The sequence below is a fragment of the Streptomyces liliifuscus genome, from assembly GCF_016598615.1.
GTDB lineage: Bacteria > Actinomycetota > Actinomycetes > Streptomycetales > Streptomycetaceae > Streptomyces > Streptomyces liliifuscus.
Map to the genome: position 1 here is coordinate 9,575,183 of NZ_CP066831.1, position 19,223 is coordinate 9,594,405.

A 19,223-nucleotide genomic window follows, 5' to 3' on the forward strand; every position below is an offset into this window, starting at 1 on the left:
GCCGGCTCGTATTCAACCGGCTCCACTGTTCACCCGGATCCCCCGTGATCCGGTCGTGGCGCGGGGATCAGTACTGCTCGGTCTCCACGAAACCCGCGTCCGCGTCGTCGTCCGCGCCGAAGGCGTCGGCGGCGGCGGTGGGGTCGAATCCGGGCGGGCTGTCCTTGAGGCCCAGGCCCATGCCGGCCAGCTTCGCCTTGACCTCGTCGATGGACTTCGCACCGAAGTTGCGGATGTCCAGGAGGTCGGCCTCGGAGCGGGCCACGAGCTCGCCCACGGAGTGGACGCCCTCGCGCTTGAGGCAGTTGTAGGAGCGGACGGTGAGGTCGAGCTCCTCGATCGGCAGCACCAGGTCGGCGGCGAGGGCGGCGTCCGTCGGGGACGGGCCCATGTCGATGCCCTCGGCGTCGATGTTGAGCTCACGCGCCAGACCGAACAGCTCGACCAGGGTCTTGCCGGCCGACGCCATGGCGTCACGCGGAAGCATGGCCTGCTTGGTCTCGACGTCGACGATCAGCTTGTCGAAGTCGGTGCGCTGCTCGACACGCGTGGCCTCGACCTTGTAGGTGACCTTGAGGACCGGCGAGTAGATCGAGTCGACCGGGATACGCCCGATCTCCTGGCCGACCTGCTTGTTCTGCACGGCGGAGACGTAGCCGCGACCGCGCTCGACGGTCAGCTCCATCTCCAGCTTGCCCTTGCCGTTCAGCGTGGCGAGGACGAGGTCGGGGTTGTGGACCTCGACACCGGCCGGGGGCGCGATGTCGGCGGCGGTGACCAGACCCGGGCCCTGCTTGCGCAGGTACATCACGACCGGCTCGTCGTGCTCCGAGGAGACGACGAGCTGCTTGATGTTGAGGATCAGGTCGGTGACGTCCTCCTTGACGCCCGGCACGGTGGTGAACTCGTGCAGGACACCGTCGATGCGGAGGCTGGTGACAGCAGCGCCGGGGATCGACGAGAGGAGCGTGCGGCGGAGCGAGTTGCCGAGGGTGTAGCCGAAGCCCGGCTCCAGCGGCTCGATCACGAACCGGGAGCGGAACTCGTCGACGACCTCTTCGGTCAGGGACGGACGCTGAGCAATGAGCACGAGGTGTTGCCTCCAGTAGTTTGGCGCCCGCTATGTGACGCCGTAGACACCTCGAAGGGTACGGGCGTTCCGGGCGTTCCGGTCTCACCGGAGGCCGAACCGCCGTCTCCGACCCGGCGAGGAGGCCGCGGGCCTCTTCCGGGAGCGGGAGTCGCATCCCTTTGGGAAAGTGGACTACAACCGAGGTGGACTCGAGCCTACAGCGACGGTTTGCGCCACACCGAAATGTGTTTCGCGGAGTCCTCGGTGAACGGTTCCCCGGACCAGTCCGCGACACGCCGTTCCAGTTCGAGCCCCGCGAGCCGGGCCATCAGGTCGAGCTCCGCCGGCCACGCGTACCGGTGCCGTGAACTGCCGCGACGGTATCGATCTCCCTCGCCGTCGCTCTCCCCCTCGCCTTCGCCTTCGCGGGTGAAGTGGTGCGAGACGAGGATCTGCTCGACCAGGTCGAAGGTGTCGAAGCCGAGATGCCGCTCGGACACGTCGAACGGCACCGCAACCTGCCCCGGCGGCAGGAACCGCAGCGGCGGCACGCCCAGCTCGATGACGAATCGGCCGCCGGGCGTCAGATGACGCGCGGCGTTGCGGAAGCACTCGACCTGCTCGTCCTGTGTGAGCAGGTTCGAGATGGTGTTGTAGACGAGGTAGACCAGCGTGAAATCGCCGGGGACGACGGTCGTGGCCATGTCCCCGATGGTGACCGGGAGCGTCTCCTCGTCGATCTTGCGTCGCAGGACGGCCGCCATGTGTTCGGACAGCTCGATGCCCGCTACCGGCACGCCGCTTTCCCGGAGCGGGACGCCCACCCGTCCCGTTCCGATCGCGAACTCCAGTGCCCGGCCGTCTCCGGCGAGGTCGGCGAGGAAGGCGAGAGTCGGTCCCAGAAAGGCGGTCGAGGACCTCTCGCTCTCCTCGGCGTCGTAGCGGTCGGCGGTCGCACGGGTCCACAGCTCACTGCTCGTCACGACCAGTCACTCTGCCGGGCACGGTGAGGCGGTGTCGACGCATTTTCCCTCCGGCGCGCGACGGGCCGGGCCGTGCAGTGTTCGAAGGATCGCGTCGATGGGATCGGGTCGATCGTGATCGGGGTGATCGGGGTGATCGGGATCGGGCCGGATCTGATTCGGTTCGGTTCGAGTGATTGACCGTGTTCCGTCAGATGGTGATGCTGGAGCAGAGGACTGAACGCGAAGCACTCTTATGAACGCCGTGTCCAGTCTGTCCAGGTGCACCAGTAATGATCTGTTCGATCCTGAACCCCCACGCAGGAAGGCAGGAACAGACATGCAGGAGATCCGGGAACCCCAGGAGATCCGCAGGGCCCAGGAGACGCCCGACCGGTCGGGAGCCACCTTCACCGGTGGGACGGGCTGGCAGTCACCCGAGTACGAGGTCGTCGACACCGCGCTCGAAGTGACGGCGTACGCACTGGTCACGCGGTAACCCCGCCGCTGTGCTGCTGCAGGTGCTCGGCACCGCGGCGGGCGGCGGACTGCCCCAGTGGAACTGCGCGTGTCCCGGCTGTGCCGGGGCACGCGCCCATCCGCAGCGGCGCCGCCGCCACGCGTCCCTCGCCGTGCGAGCGGACGCCGGTCGCTGGTACATCGTCAACGCCACCCCCGACATCGGGGACCAGATCGAGGACACCCCCGCACTGCATCCTGGTCCCGGCGCCCGGCAGACGCCGGTCGCGGGCGTCGTCCTCACCGACGCCGAACTCGACCACACCCTCGGCGTCGCGCGGCTGCGCGAGGCGGACGGCGTGGAACTGGTCGCCACCGCCCCGGTGCGCGAGGCACTGCTCGCCGGCCCGCGCCTCGGAGCCGTCCTCGGACCGTACACAGAGCTGCTCTGGCGGGAGTTGGGCACGGCTCCGCTGCCGCTCGGCCCGGAGCTGGAGGCCTCCGCCGTGCCCATCGCCGCCAAACGCCCCCGGTACGCGGCGGGAACGGGCGACGACGACCCGCGCTGGGTGGTCGCCCTCGTGCTCCGCGAACCGGCCACGGGGAAGACCCTCGTCTACGGTCCCGCCCTCGCCGCCTGGCCCGACGCCCTGCAGGAGGCCGCGGAGGCCGCCGACTGCGTCATCGTCGACGGCACCTTCTGGGACGAGGACGAGCCCGTGCGCACCGGGATCTCCAGCAGGACCGCGAGCGGCATGGGACATCTGCCGATCGACGGCCCAGCCGGCACCGCGCACCGAATGACCGGGCTGCGCGCCCGCTGTCTGTACACGCATCTCAACAACACCAACCCCCTGACCGACCCGGACGACGACCGGCACAAACAACTGGCCGACCGGGGAACAGAGGTCGCCGCCGACGGAATGGTCATCGAGCTGTGACGACAACACCTGTACGGGACACGACCGCCCAGGACCGGCAGAACCCCTGGAGCCGCCCGGAGTTCGAGGAGCGGCTGCGCGACATCGCCACCACCCGCTACCACGACCGCCACGCCTTCAACGTACGGATGCACGAGGGCGCCCTGACGCCCGCCGAGCTGCGCCGCTGGATCGCCAACCGCTTCCACTACCAGCGGCACATCCCCGTCAAGGACGCCCTGATCCTCGCCAAGTTCGGGGACCCGGCACTGCGCCGCATGTGGCTGCGCAGGATCGTCGACCACGACGGCGTACGCGAGGGAGAAGGCGGCATCGAGCGCTGGCTGCGGCTCGGCGAGGCGGCCGGGCTCGACCGGGAACGGCTGTGGTCGGCCGAGGACGTACTGCCCGGGGTACGCCTCGCCGTCGACGGATACGTCAACTTCTGCCGGCTCAGGTCCCCGTTGGAGGCCGTCGCCGCCTCCCTCACCGAGTTGTCCGCTCCCGGAATCATGCGCACCCGCATCGCAGCTTTCGAACACCACTATCCGTGGATCGAGGAAGAGGGCCTCGCCTACTTCCGTACCCGTGTCGAGCAGGGCAGCCGGGACAGCGCCGAGGCGCTCGCACTGGTCGAACGGTGGGCGCTCACCCGCGAGGAACAGGAACGGGCCGTCGCCGCGCTCGCCTTCAAGTGCGACGTGCTGTGGTCGCTGCTCGATGCCGTGGACGGGTCGGGGGAGCGGCCGTGAAACCCCTACGGACGCCTTCCGACGGCAGCACCTCGGCCACGAACGGGAGCGAGAACGTGAACGGGAGCGAGAGCGAGAACCCGGGCGCGAGCGGTAACCCGGGCGAGCGCGAGAACGGAGGCGCGGGCGAAGGTGCCGTCGCGGACGCCGCGGACTGGAGTCCCGCGCTGAGCCGGTCCGTCATGCTCCGGCACGACCGGGTGCGCGGTACCGACCTGTTGCTCATGCCGGAACGCGTGGTCGTGCTGCGGGGCAGCGCGGGTGACGTCCTGAGGCTCTGCGACGGCCGACGCGAAGTCGGCGCGATCGTCGCGGAGTTGGCCGAGCGCCATCCCGGCGCGTCCGTCGCCGCGGAGGTTCCGGAGTTCCTCGGGCGGCTGCGTGAGGAGGGCTGGATTCGATGACCGAGGTCTCGGCCGCGCCCATCGCCCCTCCCTGGGCGCTGCTCGCGGAACTCACGCACGGCTGCCCGCTGCACTGCGGCTACTGCTCCAACCCCTTGGAACTGGTACGCAGATCCGCCGAACTCCGTACCGACGAGTGGGCCGACGTCATGCGTCAGGCCGGGGAACTCGGCGTTGTCCACACGCATCTCTCCGGCGGTGAACCGCTGCTGCGGCGCGACCTGCCCGAGATCGTCGAGGCGGCCGACCGGGCGGGCATCTACACCCAGTTGGTCACCAGCGGCGTCGGCCTGACCAGGGAGCGGCTGACCGGTCTCACCGACCGTGGGCTGCGCAGTGTCCAACTCTCCGTGCAGCACGCCGAATCCGCCGCCTCCGACCGGATCGCCGGGACCCGTTCCTTCGCCGCCAAGCGGAAGGCGGCGGCCCTGGTCCGGGAGGCGGGACTGCCGTTGGGCGTGAACGTCGTGCTCCACCGGGACAACCTGGACGCGATCGGCGCCCTCCTCGATCTGGCACTCGACTGGGGAGCCGAGCGGATCGAGCTGGCGAACACCCAGTTCTACGGCTGGGCGCTGGTCAACCGGGACCGGCTGCTGCCCGGCCGGGAGCAGATCGACCGGGCACGGGCCGTCGTCGAGGCCCGGCGGGAGCAACTGGCCGGACGGTTGGACGTGGTGTGGGTGGTACCGGACTACATCGACGGGATCGCCAAGCCCTGTATGGGCGGCTGGGGTGCCGTCTCGCTGACCGTGGCCCCCGACGGCACGGTGCTGCCCTGCCCGGCCGCCGCCACACTGCCGGGGCTCGGCGCCCCGAACGTCAAGGACCGTTCCCTGGAGTGGAGTTGGCGTCATTCGCCCGCGTTCCACCGCTACCGGGGCACCGACTGGATGGCCGAACCCTGCCGCTCCTGTCCCGAGCGGGAAGCCGATCTCGGCGGCTGCCGCTGCCAGGCGTACGCGCTCACCGGTGACGCCTCCCGCACCGACCCCGTGTGCCGGCTGTCCCCCGACCACGGTCTCGTACGGACACTCGTCGACGCGCCCGTATCGCGGGCCGCCCTGCCGACGGTCCCCCGTTCCCATCCACCGCGAGGCGCCCCGCAGGGCCCTCGGAGGGTGTGACCCACCACCAGATCCCTTCCAACCCCCACTTGGAGGACCGATGCGAAAGACCAGCAAGCGCATGACCCGTAGAGCGCTGACCGCGGGCGCGGCCCTGTCCCTGACCGGGCTGTTGCTCACGGGAGTCCCCGGCCTCGGAACGGCACGGGCCGACGCCGCCGACACCACCGCCCCCGCGGCAGTCGCCGGCGTACCGACAGGCGTCACCCCCATCACCACCGGGCTGACCGTCCCCTGGGGCGTCGGCTGGCTGCCCGACGGCTCCCACTCCCTGGTCACCGAGCGCGACGACTTCCGGGTCTGGAAGGTGACCCCCGACGGCGCCAAGACCCAGGTCGGAACCGTCCCCAACAGCCAGACCACCGGCGGCGAGGGCGGACTCATGGGGGTGGCCGTCGACCCCGGCTGGGCCACCAACCGCTACGTGTACTTCATGCACACCGCCGCCGAAGGCAACCGCATCGCCCGCATGACGTACAACGGCACCTCGCTCAGCGGCTACACGGTGCTCCTCCAGGGCATCAGCAAGGCCCGCTACCACAACGGCGGGCGGCTGGCTTTCGGCCCCGACGGCTATCTGTACGCCACGACCGGCGACGCCCAGAACACGGCCCTCGCCCAGGACCGGAACTCCCTCAACGGCAAGATCCTGCGCCTGACCACCTCCGGGCAGCCGGCCCCCGGCAATCCCTTCGGGAACTACGTCTACAGCCTCGGTCACCGCAATCCCCAGGGGCTCGCCTTCGACCGCAACGGGCGGCTGTGGGAGGCCGAGTTCGGCAACAGCCGGTTCGACGAGCTGAACCTGATCAAGCCCGGCGCCAACTACGGCTGGCCCACCTGCGAGGGCACCTGCTCGACCGCCGGGATGACCAACCCGAAGAAGACCTGGACCACCGGCGAGGCCTCGCCCAGTGCCATCGCCATCGCCGACAACGTCGTCTACATGGCCGCGCTGCGCGGCGAGCGCCTCTGGCGCATCCCCATCGAGGGCGACACCGAGAACGTGGGCACGGCGACGGCGTACTACATCGGTACGTACGGCCGGCTCCGTACGGTCGTCAAGGTGCCCGGCCGCGAACAGCTGTGGCTGGCGACCACCAACGCCGACGCCAACGGCGGTGAGCCGGACGGTGCTGACCGCGTCCTGCGGGTGACCCTGGGCTGACCGCCGTGGCCGGTCCGGAGAGGTGACGGCTCCCCGGACCGGTCCGGTCGGCCGGTCGGCCCGGCGCGTGCGATTCGGGTGGGCTCGACGGGCGCGCGATCAGTCGCTCAGCGGACACGGCTCTCGAAGCACTCCTCCTCGCCGTCCGACGCCGGGCGGAAGCAGGCCCGTACGACAGAGCCGGAGCGGGTGGTGGTCATCGGGGTGTAGACGTACGCCGCCGCGTCGGCCTGGTCCTCCACCTCGGCGGAACGTGGGCGGCCGTCCGCGGTCACCTCAAGGCGGTCGCCGATCCGCGTTCCCCACATCCGGGCCCAACTCGTCCCGCATGTCCGGCTGTTGCGCAGTTCCAGCATCGCTCCCGAGGCGGTGCGGTGCGAGGCGAGGGTCTGCGGTCCGACCCCGCATTTCATGTCCATCGGGTTCCGGCCCTCACACGCGGCTCCCCGGCAACGGGGCCCGGTGGCGGACGGGGACGGGGAAGAGGGGGACGAGCGTGGCGCGTCCTGGCCCAGGACGAGGAAGAGAGTGATCGCCACACCGCCGACGACCACGGCACACACCGACGCGAGCACCGCCACGGCCGCACCCCTGTGCCCGGCGCGCGTGTCGTCCCGCGAAACCGGAGCGGACGCCTCGGCCGGAACCGGTTCCGGAGCCGTCGGCGGCGCCTCCGAGGGCGTGTCCGAACGCCGTTCCTGTGCCGCGCGCCCGCTCCACTCCGACTCCGCGATCTCCCACAACGCCAGACATCGCCCCTCCGGTTCGGAGGCGAGCCGACACAGTTCACGCACCGCCTCGCGCGGCGGCACGCTCTTGCCGTTGAGATAGCGCTCCCAGGACGACTTGCTGAAAGCGGTCCGGTCCGCCAGGCCCACCATGCTCAGACCCGTGCGTGTCCGCAGGTCCCGCAGCGCGGCCGCCAGTCGCGCACGTTCCGGCGACGGCGTCGTGCGCGTCATCGCCGTAGCACTCCCCAGGTGTGCCGGCCGATGATGCCGTCCACCACGAGGCCCGCCTGTTTCTGCAACTGCTCGACCGCGCTCTTGGTGTGCGGACCGAAGATCCCGTCGACGACCCCCGGGGCGAAGCCCGCCCTGCGCAGCAGACACTGCGCCTCGGCCACCTCCGGACCGGCGAGGCCCTCCGCCAGTACGGCGTCCCGGGTACGGCTGTTCCCCGCGTACCAGCGGCCGTCGATCCGCTCCACCTCGCAGGCGTACGTACGCGGCCCCGACGGCGACGGTGACGGCGACACGGACGAGGTGGCCGAGCCGAGAGGGGTTGCCGACGCCCTGCTGTCGCCGTCCGAGAGCCGTACGGCCAGCAGGACCGCCGAGGAGACGGCCAGCACCAGCGCCACGGACCCCGCCACCAGCGCGACGCGCAGCGAACGCCCGTGCCGCGTCCCCTCGTTCGGGGCCGACAGGCTGTACGGCCCGGTGTCGTCGGCGCCGGCTGCCCGAAGCGCCCCAGCCGCTTCAACCGTGTGAGCCGCTCCAGCCGCGCTGGTCCCGTCAGTTGCATCAGATGCTTCCGGTGCCGCCGTGCCTCCGTGGCCCTCTCCCCAGGCCTCGGCGGCGACCTCGTGCAACGCGAGCAGCCGGGTCGGATCGTCACCGCCGATCCGGGCCATCGCCTCGACGGCCTCCCGGGGCGGCAGCGACCGCCCGCCCAGGTACCGCTCCCACGAAGACGCGCTGTACCCCGTCTTCGCCGCCAGCTGCCGCAGGCTCAGGCCGCTGTGGTCCTTGAGCCGGCGCAGGCGCACCACCAACTGCCGTACACGTGGATCCAGTTCTCCGGGCAGCGCTTTCCAACGCGACATGTTCCCCCCACTCGCGTTCGCGGACCATGGTCAGCGGTCCAATTTCCCGCGCATTCTGCATCAGCTTTCACGATGTGCCCCATACACCGGTTCCGCCTCCGTACCGAATCGGCCACCGTCCGCCACGGCGGTCCGGCCGGAACCGTCCCGCGGGATCGTCCCGGCGAGTGAGGTCCTCGCAGGTCAGCGAGTGGGACGTCCCGCGATGACGTCACTTTCCCGGTGGTCGTGGCGCGGCGCACCGCCCGCCACACAGTCTGATTGCCGAGCCGACCACACGGTCGGCTCCGCCCACAGAGGGCACAGAGGGAACCGAAGCATCGGAGGGGAAAGTATGCGAGCTCTGACGAGGACGATCGTCGGTGTCACCGCCGCCGTCGGGATCGCCGCGGGTGGCCTGGCGGGCTCGGGCGCCGCCTTCGCGGACTCCGCACCGGCCGTGAAGCCGGCGGTGAGCGCCCAGGACAGCACCATCCTCGCGACGAACAACCTCGGCCTGAGCACCCAGCAGGCCAAGAACATGCAGTGCTTCCTGAGGAACTCGCCGGCGAGCTACACCGGCGCCATCGACGGACTGCTGGGCACCAACAGCTGGAAGGCGTACCAGCGCTGGCTCCAGGAGTACTGGGGCTACACCGGTGCCATCGACGGCATCGTAGGCCCCAACACGATCAAGGCGCTGCAGCGCAAGCTGGCCTTCAACTGGGGCTACACGGGCGCCATCGACGGAATCGCCGGTTCGGGGACCAAGGCCGCGTTCAAGCGCCTCGCCAACGACAACAGCGTCTTCTTCCCCTGCTGAAGCCGAAGCCGAAACCAGAGCTAGAGCCGAAACCAGAGCCGGAGCCGGAGCTGACGCCGAGTCGGATCGTCGAGCTTTGAGGCGAGGACCGCGGTCTGTCCTCTCACGGGGGAGGGGACAGGCCGCTTCTCGTTGTCAGTGGTGGTTGTTACAACTGTGGTGCGGGTGTCCACCGGGGGCGCCCACCACTGCAGAGGGGGATGCATCCGTGCGCAGACGCACTGGATGGCGACGCGTCCTGACCGGCGCGTTGGCGAGCCTGGCCGTGACGGTCGGTTTGAGTACAGCCCTGGCCCAGCCCGCCGCGGCGGCCGCCGGAACACCGGCGGCGGTCACCGAGTACAGCCACACCAGCCAGGCCGGTGACTACATCGGCCAGGGCGTCAGCGCCGCCTACACACCGGCGACCGCGACGATCACGGCCGGGGGCACCGCGGAGTACGTGCGGTTCCGTGTCTCCACGGACACCACCTGGTGGGACGTCGACCTCGCGGCCCCGGTGGGGGAGGAGCTGCACCCCGGTGTCTACCGCGACGCCGAGCGGGCCGCGTTCCGCACCGGCCGCTCCCCGGGCCTCGACGTCTCCGGCGACGGCCGCGGGTGCAACGAGGTGTACGGCCAGTTCTCGGTCGACCAGTTGGAGACGGACGCCTCCGGCGCGATAACCGTCCTGGACGCCACCTACACCCAGCACTGCGAGTCCGCCGACGCCCCCGCGCTCAAGGGCGTAGTCAAGTACCAGGCGCACCCGCTGTCGTACGCCTACACCAGCGACGCCGGTGACTACACAGGCCAGGGCCTGAGCCAGACCCACACCGGCGCCACCAGCACGTTCTCCCTCTCCGGCGGCGCCGACGGGATCCGGTACGGCGTCTCGGGCAAGCGCGAGTACTGGAGCGCGTCCCTCGCCCCGCCCACCGGCGAGCAGTTCGAGGCCGGGCGCACCTACCGGGCCGAGCGCAGCGCCGCCGCGGGCGTCGCGGGGCTCGACATGGGCGGCAACGGACGCGGCTGCAACACGATCACCGGAGAGCTGACGGTGACCACGCTCGTGCTCAACGACGACGGCACCGTCAAGGCGTTCGCGGGGACATTCGTCCAGCACTGCGAGGGCGCGGAGGCGGCCCTGCGGGGCACGATCCACTACTACGCCTGACGTCGGCCGGGGGCCGACCTCTACGACGGTCCGTCCCCCCGTGACTGCGTCTGACCTCGCGAACGGTGTGCGGGGGCCGATCCCGGCCCCCGCGCTCAGCGGTTAGCCTTGGCTATGATCCGTTTTCCTGTACTCGGCCGGGCCACGCGATGAGCGCCGCCGACTCCTTCCCGCTCGGGGCCGCGACCACGCTCGCCGAACTCGCCCGGGATCCGCATCCGCGACTGGCGCAGCTGCGAGAGCGGGAGCCCGTGTCATGGCTGCCCGAACTGGACGGCTGGCTGGTGACCCGGCGCGACCTCGCGCTGAGCGTGATGCGGGACGCGGCGACCTTCACCGTCGACGACCCCCGCTTCTCCACCGCGCAGGTCGTCGGGCCGAGCATGCTGTCGCTGGACGGCGACGAGCACACTCGCCACCGCGAGCCCTTCAACCAGCCCTTCCGCCCGCGCGAGGTCCGTGACGGCTTCGCCTCGTTCATCGAGCGGGAGACCGAGCGGCTCATCACCGAACTGGGACCGACCGGTGCTGTCGACCTGCGACGCGCCTTCGCCGGCCCGCTCGCGGTCGCCGTCGTCACCGAGGCGCTCGGCCTGGTGGGCACCGACGCGGACACAGTGCTCGCCTGGTACGACGCCATCGTGCGGTCGGTCTCCGACATCACCGCCGGACATGAGGCGGCGCCCGACGGGGCCGCGGCGTACGCGCGGCTACGGGCCGCCGTGGAGGCCACCGTCGCCGACCGGGGCACGTCGTCGCTCCTCGTCTCCGCCGCCGGGCGGCTGGCGGTGCCCGAAGTGGCGTCCAACGCCGCGGTCCTGATGTTCGGAGGCATCGAGACCACCGAGGGAATGATCACCAACGCGCTGCTGCATCTGCTGCACCACCCCGACCAACTCGCCCTGGTCCGGGCCGACTTCGACCTCCTGGACGGCGCGATCGAGGAATCGCTGCGCCTCGAACCCGGAGCGGCGGTCGTGGACCGCTACGCCACCTGCGACACCGTCCTCGGCTCGGCCACGATACGCAAGGGCGACCTGGTCACCGTCTCCCTGACGGGCGCCAACCGCGACCCGGCCGTCTTCCCCGACCCCGACCGCTTCGACGTCCGCCGCGAGAACGCACGCCTCCAACTGGCCTTCGCCCACGGCCCGCACTACTGCCTCGCCGCACACCTGGCCCGCCTGGAGACCCGGATCGCGCTCCAGCGGCTGTTCGAACGCCTCCCCGCCCTGCGCCTCGACCCGGAGCACCCCACCGCTCCGTACGGTCTGGTCTTCCGCAAACCGCTCACCCTGCGTGTGCTGTGGGACAGTCCCGCCTGAGGCTGCCCCGGCCGTCATCGACTCATCGACTCATCGACAGGAGTCCGTGAAGGCGCGGGCCCGTCGGGTGATCTCCGGCCAGTCCCCGGCGGCCACCAGGGAGGGCGGTACGACGTTCGAACCGGCGCACACCGCACGCGCCCCGGCGGCGAGGAAGGCGGCCGCGTTGTCCTCGTCGACGCCACCCGAGGCCACCAGTGGTACGTCGGGGAACGGGCCGGCCAGATCCCGGAGGTAGCCGGGGCCGAAGGCACGCGCGGGGAAGATCTTCACCGCGTCGGCGCCGAGGTCGAGCGCCAGCCCGACCTCCGTGGGGGAGAGGGCGCCGAGTACGACCGGCACTCCGGCCGCCGACGCCACCTCGGTCACCTCCGGGCGGCAGCCGGGGGTGACGAGGTATTTGGCCCCCGCGTCGATCAGTTCCTCGGCCTGTTCGCCGGTCATCACCGTGCCCGCGCCTATGCCGTCCCCGTCGTCGGCCACCGCCCGTCGCAGGTGCGCGGCGAGTCCGGGCGTGGTGCGGGTGAACTCGATCCAGCGGATGCCGCCGGCACGCAGGGCCGCGCACAGCGCCGCCGCGTCGGGTATCTCCGGTGCGCGGACGACGGCGATCACGCGGTCCTTCGACAGCTGGGAGAGGAAGTCGGCGGTCATGGGCGGGAGTTCTCCTTCGACGGGGCGCGAAACGCTGGCGCCCGAAACGGTGGGCCCGAAATGGTGGGCTCGAATCGGTGGGGCCTGCCTCGGGCTGTTGTCCGGCGGTTTCCTCAGCGTGGCGCCGGGGCGGCCCAGGCGTCGTCGTCCAGGGCGAGGCAGCGGTCGGTCTCCGTGCGCGTCGGCATGACGGGAACGTCGTCCCGGGTCCGCAGTGCGGCGGCGGCCGCCAGATGACCGAGGCGCAGCCGCGAGCGCTCGTCGCGGTCCTCCAGGACGCCGGCCAGGTAGCCGGCCGCGAACGCGTCGCCCGCGCCGACCGGTTCGACGACCTTGGTGGGCAGCGAGGGCACGAACGTCCGCACCCCTTCCGCGTACGAGGTAGCTCCGTGTTCGGCGTCCTTGACGACCACGACGGGCGCGGGAGCGAGCAGGGCCGCGATGTCGTCCGGACGGGCGGTGCCCCACAGCTCCTCGGCCTCGTCCCGTCCCACGAACACGATGTCCGCGGCGCGGGCGAGGGCCAGCAGGCTTTGCGCGGCGTCCGTGCCGCGGTCTCGCCAGAGCGCGGGACGGTGGTTCACGTCGAAGGAGACGACCGGACCACGCGCGGCGCGGCCCTCCCGGCCGAGGAGCAGCATCTCCAGCAGACGGGCACAGCTGTCGGAGACGGCCGCGGCCACGCCCGACAGGTGCACGACACGGGCCCGGCGGAGTACGGGCCGCCCGGCCAGCTCCGGCCCCATCCGGGACGCGGCCGATCCACCGCGGTAGTAGTGCGTACGGGTGCGGTCCGGACCCGGGTCCTTGAAGTAGACGCCGGTCGGCCGCTCCGGATCGGTCTCCACGGCGCTCACGTCCACGCCCCGCGCGGTGAGTTCGGCCAGGATGCGACGGGCGAACGGATCGTCACCGAGTCGGCTCAGCCAGGCGGCGCGGTGCCCGAGACCGGCCAGTCCGCAGGCGACGTTGGACTCGGCACCGCCGATGGCCATGCTGAGCGCGGGCTGCTCGGCGAGCGGGCGGGCGTCCGGCGGGCTGAGCACGGCCATCGTCTCGCCGACACACACGACGTCGGCCACCGGCTCCTGGCTGTCGGCGGCGGGGGGAGGGGACGGCAGGGCCACGGGATTCTCCTGGCGGACGGTGCGGGATTGCGGACTTGACGGTGTGACGGGCGGGCGGGGGAAGGCGGCGACAGACGGCCGGCGGGGGTGCGCCGGGGCGGCTGGTGCTGCGAACGAGCGGCCCGCAGGCGCCCGGTGCGACGGGCAGGCCCCCATACAGGCAGACCCATAGAGGCAGGCGCATGCAGGCAGGTCCATACAGACAGGTCCGTGCACTCCGTGCACAAGGACCCGCCGTGCGTCACAACACGGTGCCCCCGGTGGCGAGACGCAGCATCACCTTGCTGCTCCCGCTCCCCGGGTCGGCGGCGACGGCGAGCGCCTCCTCGGCCCGCTCCAGCGGGAAACGGTGGGTGATCAGCGGGGTCACGTCCAGGCCGTCCCGGAGCGCGAGCAGCGCCTCGTCGATCTCCTCGACGAACCGGTACGAGCCGATCCAGGTGATCTCCCGGGTCACCAGGTCGCCGAGCGCGGCGGCCACCGCCGTACCGGGCAGGTTGCCCACCTGGACGAGGGTGCCTCCGCGGGCCGTGGCCCGCAGCACGGGACCGAGCGCGGCCGGGGCGCCGGACGCCTCGAAGACCACGTCCACGTCCTCGGGCAGCCGGTCGCCGGCGGCCAGGTCGCACGTCTCGTCGGCGCCCATGGCGCGGGCGACGGCGAGGGAGGACGACGCGAGGTCGGCGGCGACGATCCGGCCCGCCCCGCGGTACCGCGCGGCGGCGACGACCAGGGAGCCGATCGGTCCACAGCCGTTGACCAGGACCGTACGGCCGCGCAGTTCGGGGGCCCGGCCCACTGCGTGCAGGGCGACGGCCAACGGCTCGGCGAGAGCGCCCTGTTCGGTGCCGACACCGTCCGGCAGCGGCCGGACCTGGGCCGCGGGAACCGCCCGGTACTCGCTGAACCCGCCGTCGGTGTGCGGGTCGAAGGCCGCCGAGCCGAAGTAGCGGACGCGCGGGTAGAGGTTGGTCCGTCCGGCGATCCGCTCGGGAAGGACGCCGTCGCCGACCAGTTGGGCCGGGTGCACGGTGACCGGCTGCCCTTCGCGGAGGCCGGTGACGCCGTTGCCGAGCGCGGCGACCCGGCCCGCGAACTCGTGCCCGAGCACCAGCGGGTGGGTGAGCGCGGCGGTGCCGGACGCGCCCTTCTTCCAGTACGCGATGTCGGATCCGCAGATCCCGCCCCACTCCAGGGCCAGCAGCACCTCACCCGCGCCCGGCACCGGCCGGGCCCGCTCGTCGACGCGTACGTCGCCGGGACCGTGCACCACAACCGCCCTCATACGGCGTCCTCCAGTCGGACCAGATCGCGTCCGCGTGTCTCGGGCGCGAGGTACGCGCTGACGAAGGTGATGAGCGAGTAGACGACGAGCATCGCCGCGATGGGCCACCAACTGCCGGTGACGGCCGTGAGCGTGGCCGCCAGGACCGGTCCGATCGCCGTGGCGAGGATGCCGCCGATCTCCTTGGCGAGCGCGAGCTGGGTGAACCGGGTGCGGGAGCCGAAGAGTTCGGCCATCGTGACGCTCTCCAGCGAGAACAGCCCGAGGACGCCGACGTTCAGACCGAGGACCATGCCGAGCATCACGCCGGGGGTGGAGCCGGAGGTGATGAGGAGCATCACCGGGAAGGCGAGGACGACGGTCAGCAGCGAGAGCGCGAGGTAGATCACGCGGCGTCCGAAGCGGTCGCCCAGCAGGCCGACCACCGGCACGGTGGCGAAGCCGACCAGCGAGCCGTACACGATCGCGTCGGTCGGTACGGACCGGCCGACCGCCAGGTTGGTGGCGATGTAGCCGACGAGGAACGTCTGCATCAGGCCGGAGTTGCCCGCCTGGCCGAAGCGCAGCCCCAGCGCGAGGAAGAACGCCTTGCCCTTGCGCTGGCGGATGCCCGCCGCCAGGACACTGCCCTTGTGCTCGTCGGCCGTGGCGATCACGGACTCGACCTCGTCACGGGCCAGCGCCACACCGTCCACCACGTCGGGGCGCTCCTCGAAGACCGGGCTCTCCTTGAGGCTGCGGCGAATCCAGACCGCGAAGATCATGAGTACGAAGCTCAGCAGGAAGGGCAACCGCCAGCCCCAGGACAGCAGTTGGTCCTCGCTGAGCACGGCGAGCAGTATGGCCCACAGTCCGGAGGCGGCGAGCGTCCCTGAGTTGGTGCCGAGCGACACCAGCGAGGAGATCAGCCCGCGCTTCTGTACGGGCGCGTACTCGGCCAGCATCACGGTCGCCCCGGCGATCTCGGCACCCGCGCCGAAGCCCTGCACCAGGCGCAGCACGACGAGCAGGATCGGCGCGAGGATGCCGATGGTGGCGTATGTGGGCAGTGTGCCGATGAGCGTGGTGGAGGCGCCCATCAGCAGGATCGTGAGGAACAGGACCTTCTTGCGGCCTATCCGGTCGCCCATCCGCCCGAAGTAGACGGCCCCGGCGAGCCGGGCGACGTAGCCGACGCCGTAGGTGGCCATCGCGGCGATGAGCCCGATGGCCGGGCTGACGTCCGGGAAGAAGATCTTGTTGAAGACGATCGCGGCGGCCAGCGAGTAGAGCTGGAAGTCCATGAACTCCATGGCCGTGCCGAGCCAGCCCGAGACGGCGGCCCGGGTCAGATCACGGGTGCTGCGCTGAGCGGATGGCGTCTGCTGAGCGGCTATGACGCTGTCCTTCATCGTGAACTCCATTGTTCGGCGAAACGATGTTCGGGGACGGGGGCAGGGGGCGGTGGGGAGGGACCGGGGACGCTGTGCGGAGGGGCTGGGGATCCTGTGGGGAGGGATCAGATCTCGACGCGGCCGGCCCGCAGGGCGGGGAGCCGGTCCGCGACGGAGGCGGTGAGCGCCTCGTCGCCCGCGAGATCCGCCGCGCCGAGCACGCGCAGCAGTGCGCGTACGGTCTCGGCGGGGCGGGTCGCGGTCCCCCAGCAGGCGGCGAGCGCCTCGGCGGCCGGGTCGGCGGGCGCGTCGGCCCGTCGGGTGCTCTCCGCCCAGGCGGCCAGGGCGAGTTCGAGGACCGCGGTGCTCGCGCCATGGGCCCGCAGTTCGCGCAGACCGGGCAGCCAGCGCTCGGTGATCTTCACCGATCCGTCGGAGCCGATCTGCCGCAGCAGGTGGTGCATGGCGGGATTGCGGAAACGTACGACGAGATCGTCGGCGTACGCGACCGGATCGGGGCCGTCTGCCGGGAGGGTGGGGGCGACCTCCGCACACAGCGACCGTACGAGGCGCTCGCCCCAGTCCGCCGTCATGGTCTCGGCGATCGTGGTGAGCCCCGCGGCCGCACCGAGGTAGGCCAGGGCCGAGTGGGAGCCGTTGAGCAGTCGCAGCTTGGTGAGCTGGTAGGGCGCGACGTCCGGTACGAACAGGGCGCCGTCGAGCTCCCAGGGCGGCCGGGGCGCGGCGAAGGAGTCCTCCAGCACCCACTGCCGGTACGGCTCGCCCGTCACGGGGAGGGCGTCGCGCACCCCGAGCGCGGCGCCGGCCACCGCCCGGTCGGCCTCGCTCGTCGCGGGCACGATCCGGTCCACGACCGTCGCGGGGAAGGCGACGGACTCGGCCAGCCGGTCCAGGATCTCCGCGCGGTCGGGCCAGGTCGACGCACGGATGTAGTCGTGGATGACACGACTCAGCGCTGCGCCGTTGTCCGCCATGTTGTCGCAGGACACGACATTGATCGGTGGCGCGCCTGCCCGCATCCGTGCGGCCAGCCCGGCGGCCAGCCGTCCGACCACCGTGGTGAGGGGCCAGTCGGCGGCAGCCGCGAGATCGGCGGCGACCGGTCCGGCCGCGGTGTCGAGCCCGCCCGTCGACGGGGAGCGGTGATAGCCCTTCTCCGTCACGGTGAGGGTCACCACCGTCACCTCGGGGTCGGCGAGCAGGGCGTCGACGGTCCTGGCGTCGGGGCCCATGGCCAGCGCACCGACGACCGAGCCCACGACACGCGTGCGGTGACCGTCCGGACGCCGTTCGGTGAGCGAGTACAGACAGTCCTGGTCCCGCAGGGCGCGTACGGTCGAGGCCGACCGGGGCGCGACCGCGGTGATGCCCCAGGGCTCGCCCGAGCGCGCGGCGGCGTTCTCGGTGAACACGGCCTGGTGCGCCCGGTGGAAGGCGCCGAGACCGAAGTGGACGACACGGGTGCGCAGTTCGGCCGGATCGACGGCGGGCCGCAGTTCGGGTGGGAGCCGGCGGAGGGACTCACGGCTCAACAGGTCGTCGGCGCTCACCAGTCGTGCACCGACCCGTCGAGACGGCGGGCGACCGGGAGGTAGCGCCGCTGGTAGGGGAAGCGCTCGGCGGCCTTCTCGTCGTACTCGACGCCGAGGCCCGGCTCCTCGGAGGGGTGCAGCATGCCGTCGGCGAAGGTCACCCCCGTACGGAACACCTCGGCGGTCTCGTCGGGGTGGCCCATGTGCTCCTGGATGCCGAAGTTCGGCACGGTGATGTCGACGTGCACGGCGGCCGCCATGCTGACGGGGGAGAGGTCGGTCGCCCCATGGGATCCGGTCCGCACCTGGTAGAGCGCGGCGAGGTCGAAGATCCGCCGCAGATGGGTGATCCCGCCCGCGTGGACGACGGTGGTGCGTACGTAGTCGATGAGCTGCTCGGTGATCAGGTGCTGGACGTCCCAGATCGAGTTCATCACCTCGCCGACCGCGATCGGCGTCGTGGTGTGCTGCCGGATGAGCCGGAACGCCTCCTGGTTCTCGGCCGGGGTCGGGTCCTCCATCCAGAACAGCCGGCAGCCCTCGACGCTCTTGCCGAACCGGGCCGCCTCGATCGGGGTCAGCCGGTGGTGCACGTCGTGCAGCAGGTGGAAACCGAAGCCGAACCGCTCCCGCACCGCCTCCAGGTAGGTGGGCGCGAAGCCGAGATAGGCCTCGGTGTCCCAGGGCTGCTCGTCCGGCAGCTCGGTCGCGGCCGGCTCGTAGACCTTGCCCTTGCGCACGCCGTACGTGCCGCCGACCTCGGGCACGGCGGCCTGCGCCCGTACGGCCTTGTAGCCCAGCTCCAGATAGCGCTGGACGTCGTCCAGCAGCGACGGCGTGTCGGTGCCGCTGGCGTGCGAGTAGACGAGTACGCCGTCGCGCGACCGGCCGCCGAGGAGCTGGTAGACGGGCAGTCCGGCCGTCTTGCCCTTGATGTCCCACAGGGCGGTGTCGACGGCGGCGATCGCGGTCATGGTGACCGGCCCGCGCCGCCAGTAGGCACCCTTGTAGAGGTACTGCCACATGTCCTCGATACGGGCGGGGTCCTTGCCGATCAGCAGGGGAACCACGTGGTCGCGCAGATAGCTCGCCACGGACAGTTCACGACCGTTGAGCGTGGCGTCACCGAGCCCGGTCACCCCGTCCGTGGTGGTGATGCGCAGCGTGACGAAGGTACGGCCGGGGGAGGCGACGAACACCTCGACGCGTTCGATCTTGCTCACAGGTACTCCTTGGTCGCGAAGTACTTGTATACA

The 19,223-nt window shown here is 71.4% G+C and carries 19 protein-coding genes; 9 read left to right on the forward strand and 10 right to left on the reverse strand.

The features are described from left to right. Positions 1 to 67 precede the first annotated feature (67 nt). Both JEQ17_RS41710 and JEQ17_RS41715 read right to left on the reverse strand, forming a co-directional pair. Entirely contained in the window at positions 68 to 1,090 is a 1,023-nt protein-coding gene (locus JEQ17_RS41710; protein WP_200400102.1) for a DNA-directed RNA polymerase subunit alpha, read from the reverse strand. A 197-nt stretch (positions 1,091 to 1,287) separates the two neighbouring features. Beyond that, on the reverse strand, positions 1,288 to 2,055 hold the full coding sequence (locus JEQ17_RS41715) for a class I SAM-dependent DNA methyltransferase (RefSeq protein WP_200400103.1): 768 nt from the start codon (positions 2,053 to 2,055) through the stop codon (positions 1,288 to 1,290). Between the two features lie 346 nt (positions 2,056 to 2,401). Between JEQ17_RS41715 and pqqA the strand changes: the two genes are divergently transcribed. Genes pqqA through JEQ17_RS41745 form a run of 6 tightly spaced genes read left to right on the forward strand, consistent with a single transcriptional unit; the run spans position 2,402 to position 6,864 of the window. Then, on the forward strand, positions 2,402 to 2,533 hold the full coding sequence (gene pqqA / locus JEQ17_RS41720; protein WP_200401989.1) for a pyrroloquinoline quinone precursor peptide PqqA: 132 nt from the start codon (positions 2,402 to 2,404) through the stop codon (positions 2,531 to 2,533). A 10-nt stretch (positions 2,534 to 2,543) separates the two neighbouring features. Then, positions 2,544 to 3,434, forward strand: coding sequence for a pyrroloquinoline quinone biosynthesis protein PqqB (gene pqqB, locus JEQ17_RS41725; protein ID WP_200400104.1), 891 nt, complete (start codon positions 2,544 to 2,546; stop codon positions 3,432 to 3,434). Beyond that, positions 3,431 to 4,165 carry a pyrroloquinoline-quinone synthase PqqC gene (pqqC, locus tag JEQ17_RS41730; RefSeq protein ID WP_200400105.1) on the forward strand — a complete coding sequence of 245 codons (735 nt, stop codon included), beginning with the start codon at positions 3,431 to 3,433 and terminating at the stop codon, positions 4,163 to 4,165. The genes pqqB and pqqC overlap by 4 nt, the downstream gene beginning before the upstream one ends. Next, positions 4,162 to 4,569 carry a pyrroloquinoline quinone biosynthesis peptide chaperone PqqD gene (gene pqqD / locus JEQ17_RS50950; protein WP_407700123.1) on the forward strand — a complete coding sequence of 136 codons (408 nt, stop codon included), beginning with the start codon at positions 4,162 to 4,164 and terminating at the stop codon, positions 4,567 to 4,569. The genes pqqC and pqqD overlap by 4 nt, the downstream gene beginning before the upstream one ends. Beyond that, positions 4,566 to 5,696 (forward strand): pyrroloquinoline quinone biosynthesis protein PqqE, encoded by a 1,131-nt coding sequence (gene pqqE / locus JEQ17_RS41740; RefSeq protein WP_200400106.1) that lies wholly within the window; start codon positions 4,566 to 4,568, stop codon positions 5,694 to 5,696. Before pqqD ends, pqqE begins: the two co-directional genes overlap by 4 nt. A 40-nt stretch (positions 5,697 to 5,736) precedes the next feature. Continuing rightward, on the forward strand, positions 5,737 to 6,864 hold the full coding sequence (locus JEQ17_RS41745; RefSeq protein ID WP_234048564.1) for a PQQ-dependent sugar dehydrogenase: 1,128 nt from the start codon (positions 5,737 to 5,739) through the stop codon (positions 6,862 to 6,864). A gap of 107 nt (positions 6,865 to 6,971) precedes the next feature. On the opposite strand, the gene JEQ17_RS41750 is transcribed toward JEQ17_RS41745, so the two are convergent. Further along, positions 6,972 to 7,826 carry a helix-turn-helix domain-containing protein gene (locus tag JEQ17_RS41750; protein WP_200400107.1) on the reverse strand — a complete coding sequence of 285 codons (855 nt, stop codon included), beginning with the start codon at positions 7,824 to 7,826 and terminating at the stop codon, positions 6,972 to 6,974. Then, complete coding sequence (locus tag JEQ17_RS41755; RefSeq protein WP_200400108.1) at positions 7,823 to 8,692, reverse strand: peptidoglycan-binding protein; 870 nt, start codon at positions 8,690 to 8,692, stop codon at positions 7,823 to 7,825. The genes JEQ17_RS41750 and JEQ17_RS41755 overlap by 4 nt, the downstream gene beginning before the upstream one ends. 334 nt (positions 8,693 to 9,026) lie before the next feature. Here JEQ17_RS41755 and JEQ17_RS41760 point away from each other — a divergent pair, with 334 nt between their 5' ends. The 3 genes from JEQ17_RS41760 (at position 9,027) to JEQ17_RS41770 (ending at position 11,975) form a co-directional block, all read left to right on the forward strand. Continuing rightward, positions 9,027 to 9,494 (forward strand): peptidoglycan-binding domain-containing protein, encoded by a 468-nt coding sequence (locus tag JEQ17_RS41760; protein WP_200400109.1) that lies wholly within the window; start codon positions 9,027 to 9,029, stop codon positions 9,492 to 9,494. Between the two features lie 208 nt (positions 9,495 to 9,702). After that, the gene (locus JEQ17_RS41765) at positions 9,703 to 10,650 is read left to right on the forward strand and encodes a hypothetical protein (protein WP_200400110.1); all 948 of its coding nucleotides are present in this window, start codon (positions 9,703 to 9,705) and stop codon (positions 10,648 to 10,650) included. A 149-nt stretch (positions 10,651 to 10,799) separates the two neighbouring features. Further along, positions 10,800 to 11,975, forward strand: coding sequence for a cytochrome P450 (locus JEQ17_RS41770; RefSeq protein ID WP_200400111.1), 1,176 nt, complete (start codon positions 10,800 to 10,802; stop codon positions 11,973 to 11,975). Positions 11,976 to 12,005: 30 nt separating this feature from the next. Here the strand turns inward: JEQ17_RS41770 and JEQ17_RS41775 are convergent, their stop codons facing one another. From JEQ17_RS41775 to manD, 6 genes are all read right to left on the reverse strand, one after another. Then, complete coding sequence (locus JEQ17_RS41775) at positions 12,006 to 12,629, reverse strand: bifunctional 4-hydroxy-2-oxoglutarate aldolase/2-dehydro-3-deoxy-phosphogluconate aldolase (RefSeq protein WP_200400112.1); 624 nt, start codon at positions 12,627 to 12,629, stop codon at positions 12,006 to 12,008. 113 nt (positions 12,630 to 12,742) lie between these two features. Beyond that, positions 12,743 to 13,756, reverse strand: a complete 1,014-nt coding sequence (locus JEQ17_RS41780) for a sugar kinase (protein ID WP_234048565.1) — start codon at positions 13,754 to 13,756, stop codon at positions 12,743 to 12,745. Between the two features lie 241 nt (positions 13,757 to 13,997). Beyond that, complete coding sequence (locus JEQ17_RS41785) at positions 13,998 to 15,041, reverse strand: L-idonate 5-dehydrogenase (protein ID WP_234048566.1); 1,044 nt, start codon at positions 15,039 to 15,041, stop codon at positions 13,998 to 14,000. Next, the gene (locus JEQ17_RS41790; protein ID WP_200400113.1) at positions 15,038 to 16,432 is read right to left on the reverse strand and encodes an MFS transporter; all 1,395 of its coding nucleotides are present in this window, start codon (positions 16,430 to 16,432) and stop codon (positions 15,038 to 15,040) included. The genes JEQ17_RS41785 and JEQ17_RS41790 overlap by 4 nt, the downstream gene beginning before the upstream one ends. A 107-nt stretch (positions 16,433 to 16,539) precedes the next feature. After that, on the reverse strand, positions 16,540 to 17,985 hold the full coding sequence (locus JEQ17_RS41795) for a mannitol dehydrogenase family protein (RefSeq protein ID WP_267924814.1): 1,446 nt from the start codon (positions 17,983 to 17,985) through the stop codon (positions 16,540 to 16,542). Then, positions 17,982 to 19,190 carry a D-mannonate dehydratase ManD gene (gene manD, locus JEQ17_RS41800; RefSeq protein WP_200400114.1) on the reverse strand — a complete coding sequence of 403 codons (1,209 nt, stop codon included), beginning with the start codon at positions 19,188 to 19,190 and terminating at the stop codon, positions 17,982 to 17,984. The genes JEQ17_RS41795 and manD overlap by 4 nt, the downstream gene beginning before the upstream one ends. Positions 19,191 to 19,223 lie beyond the last annotated feature (33 nt).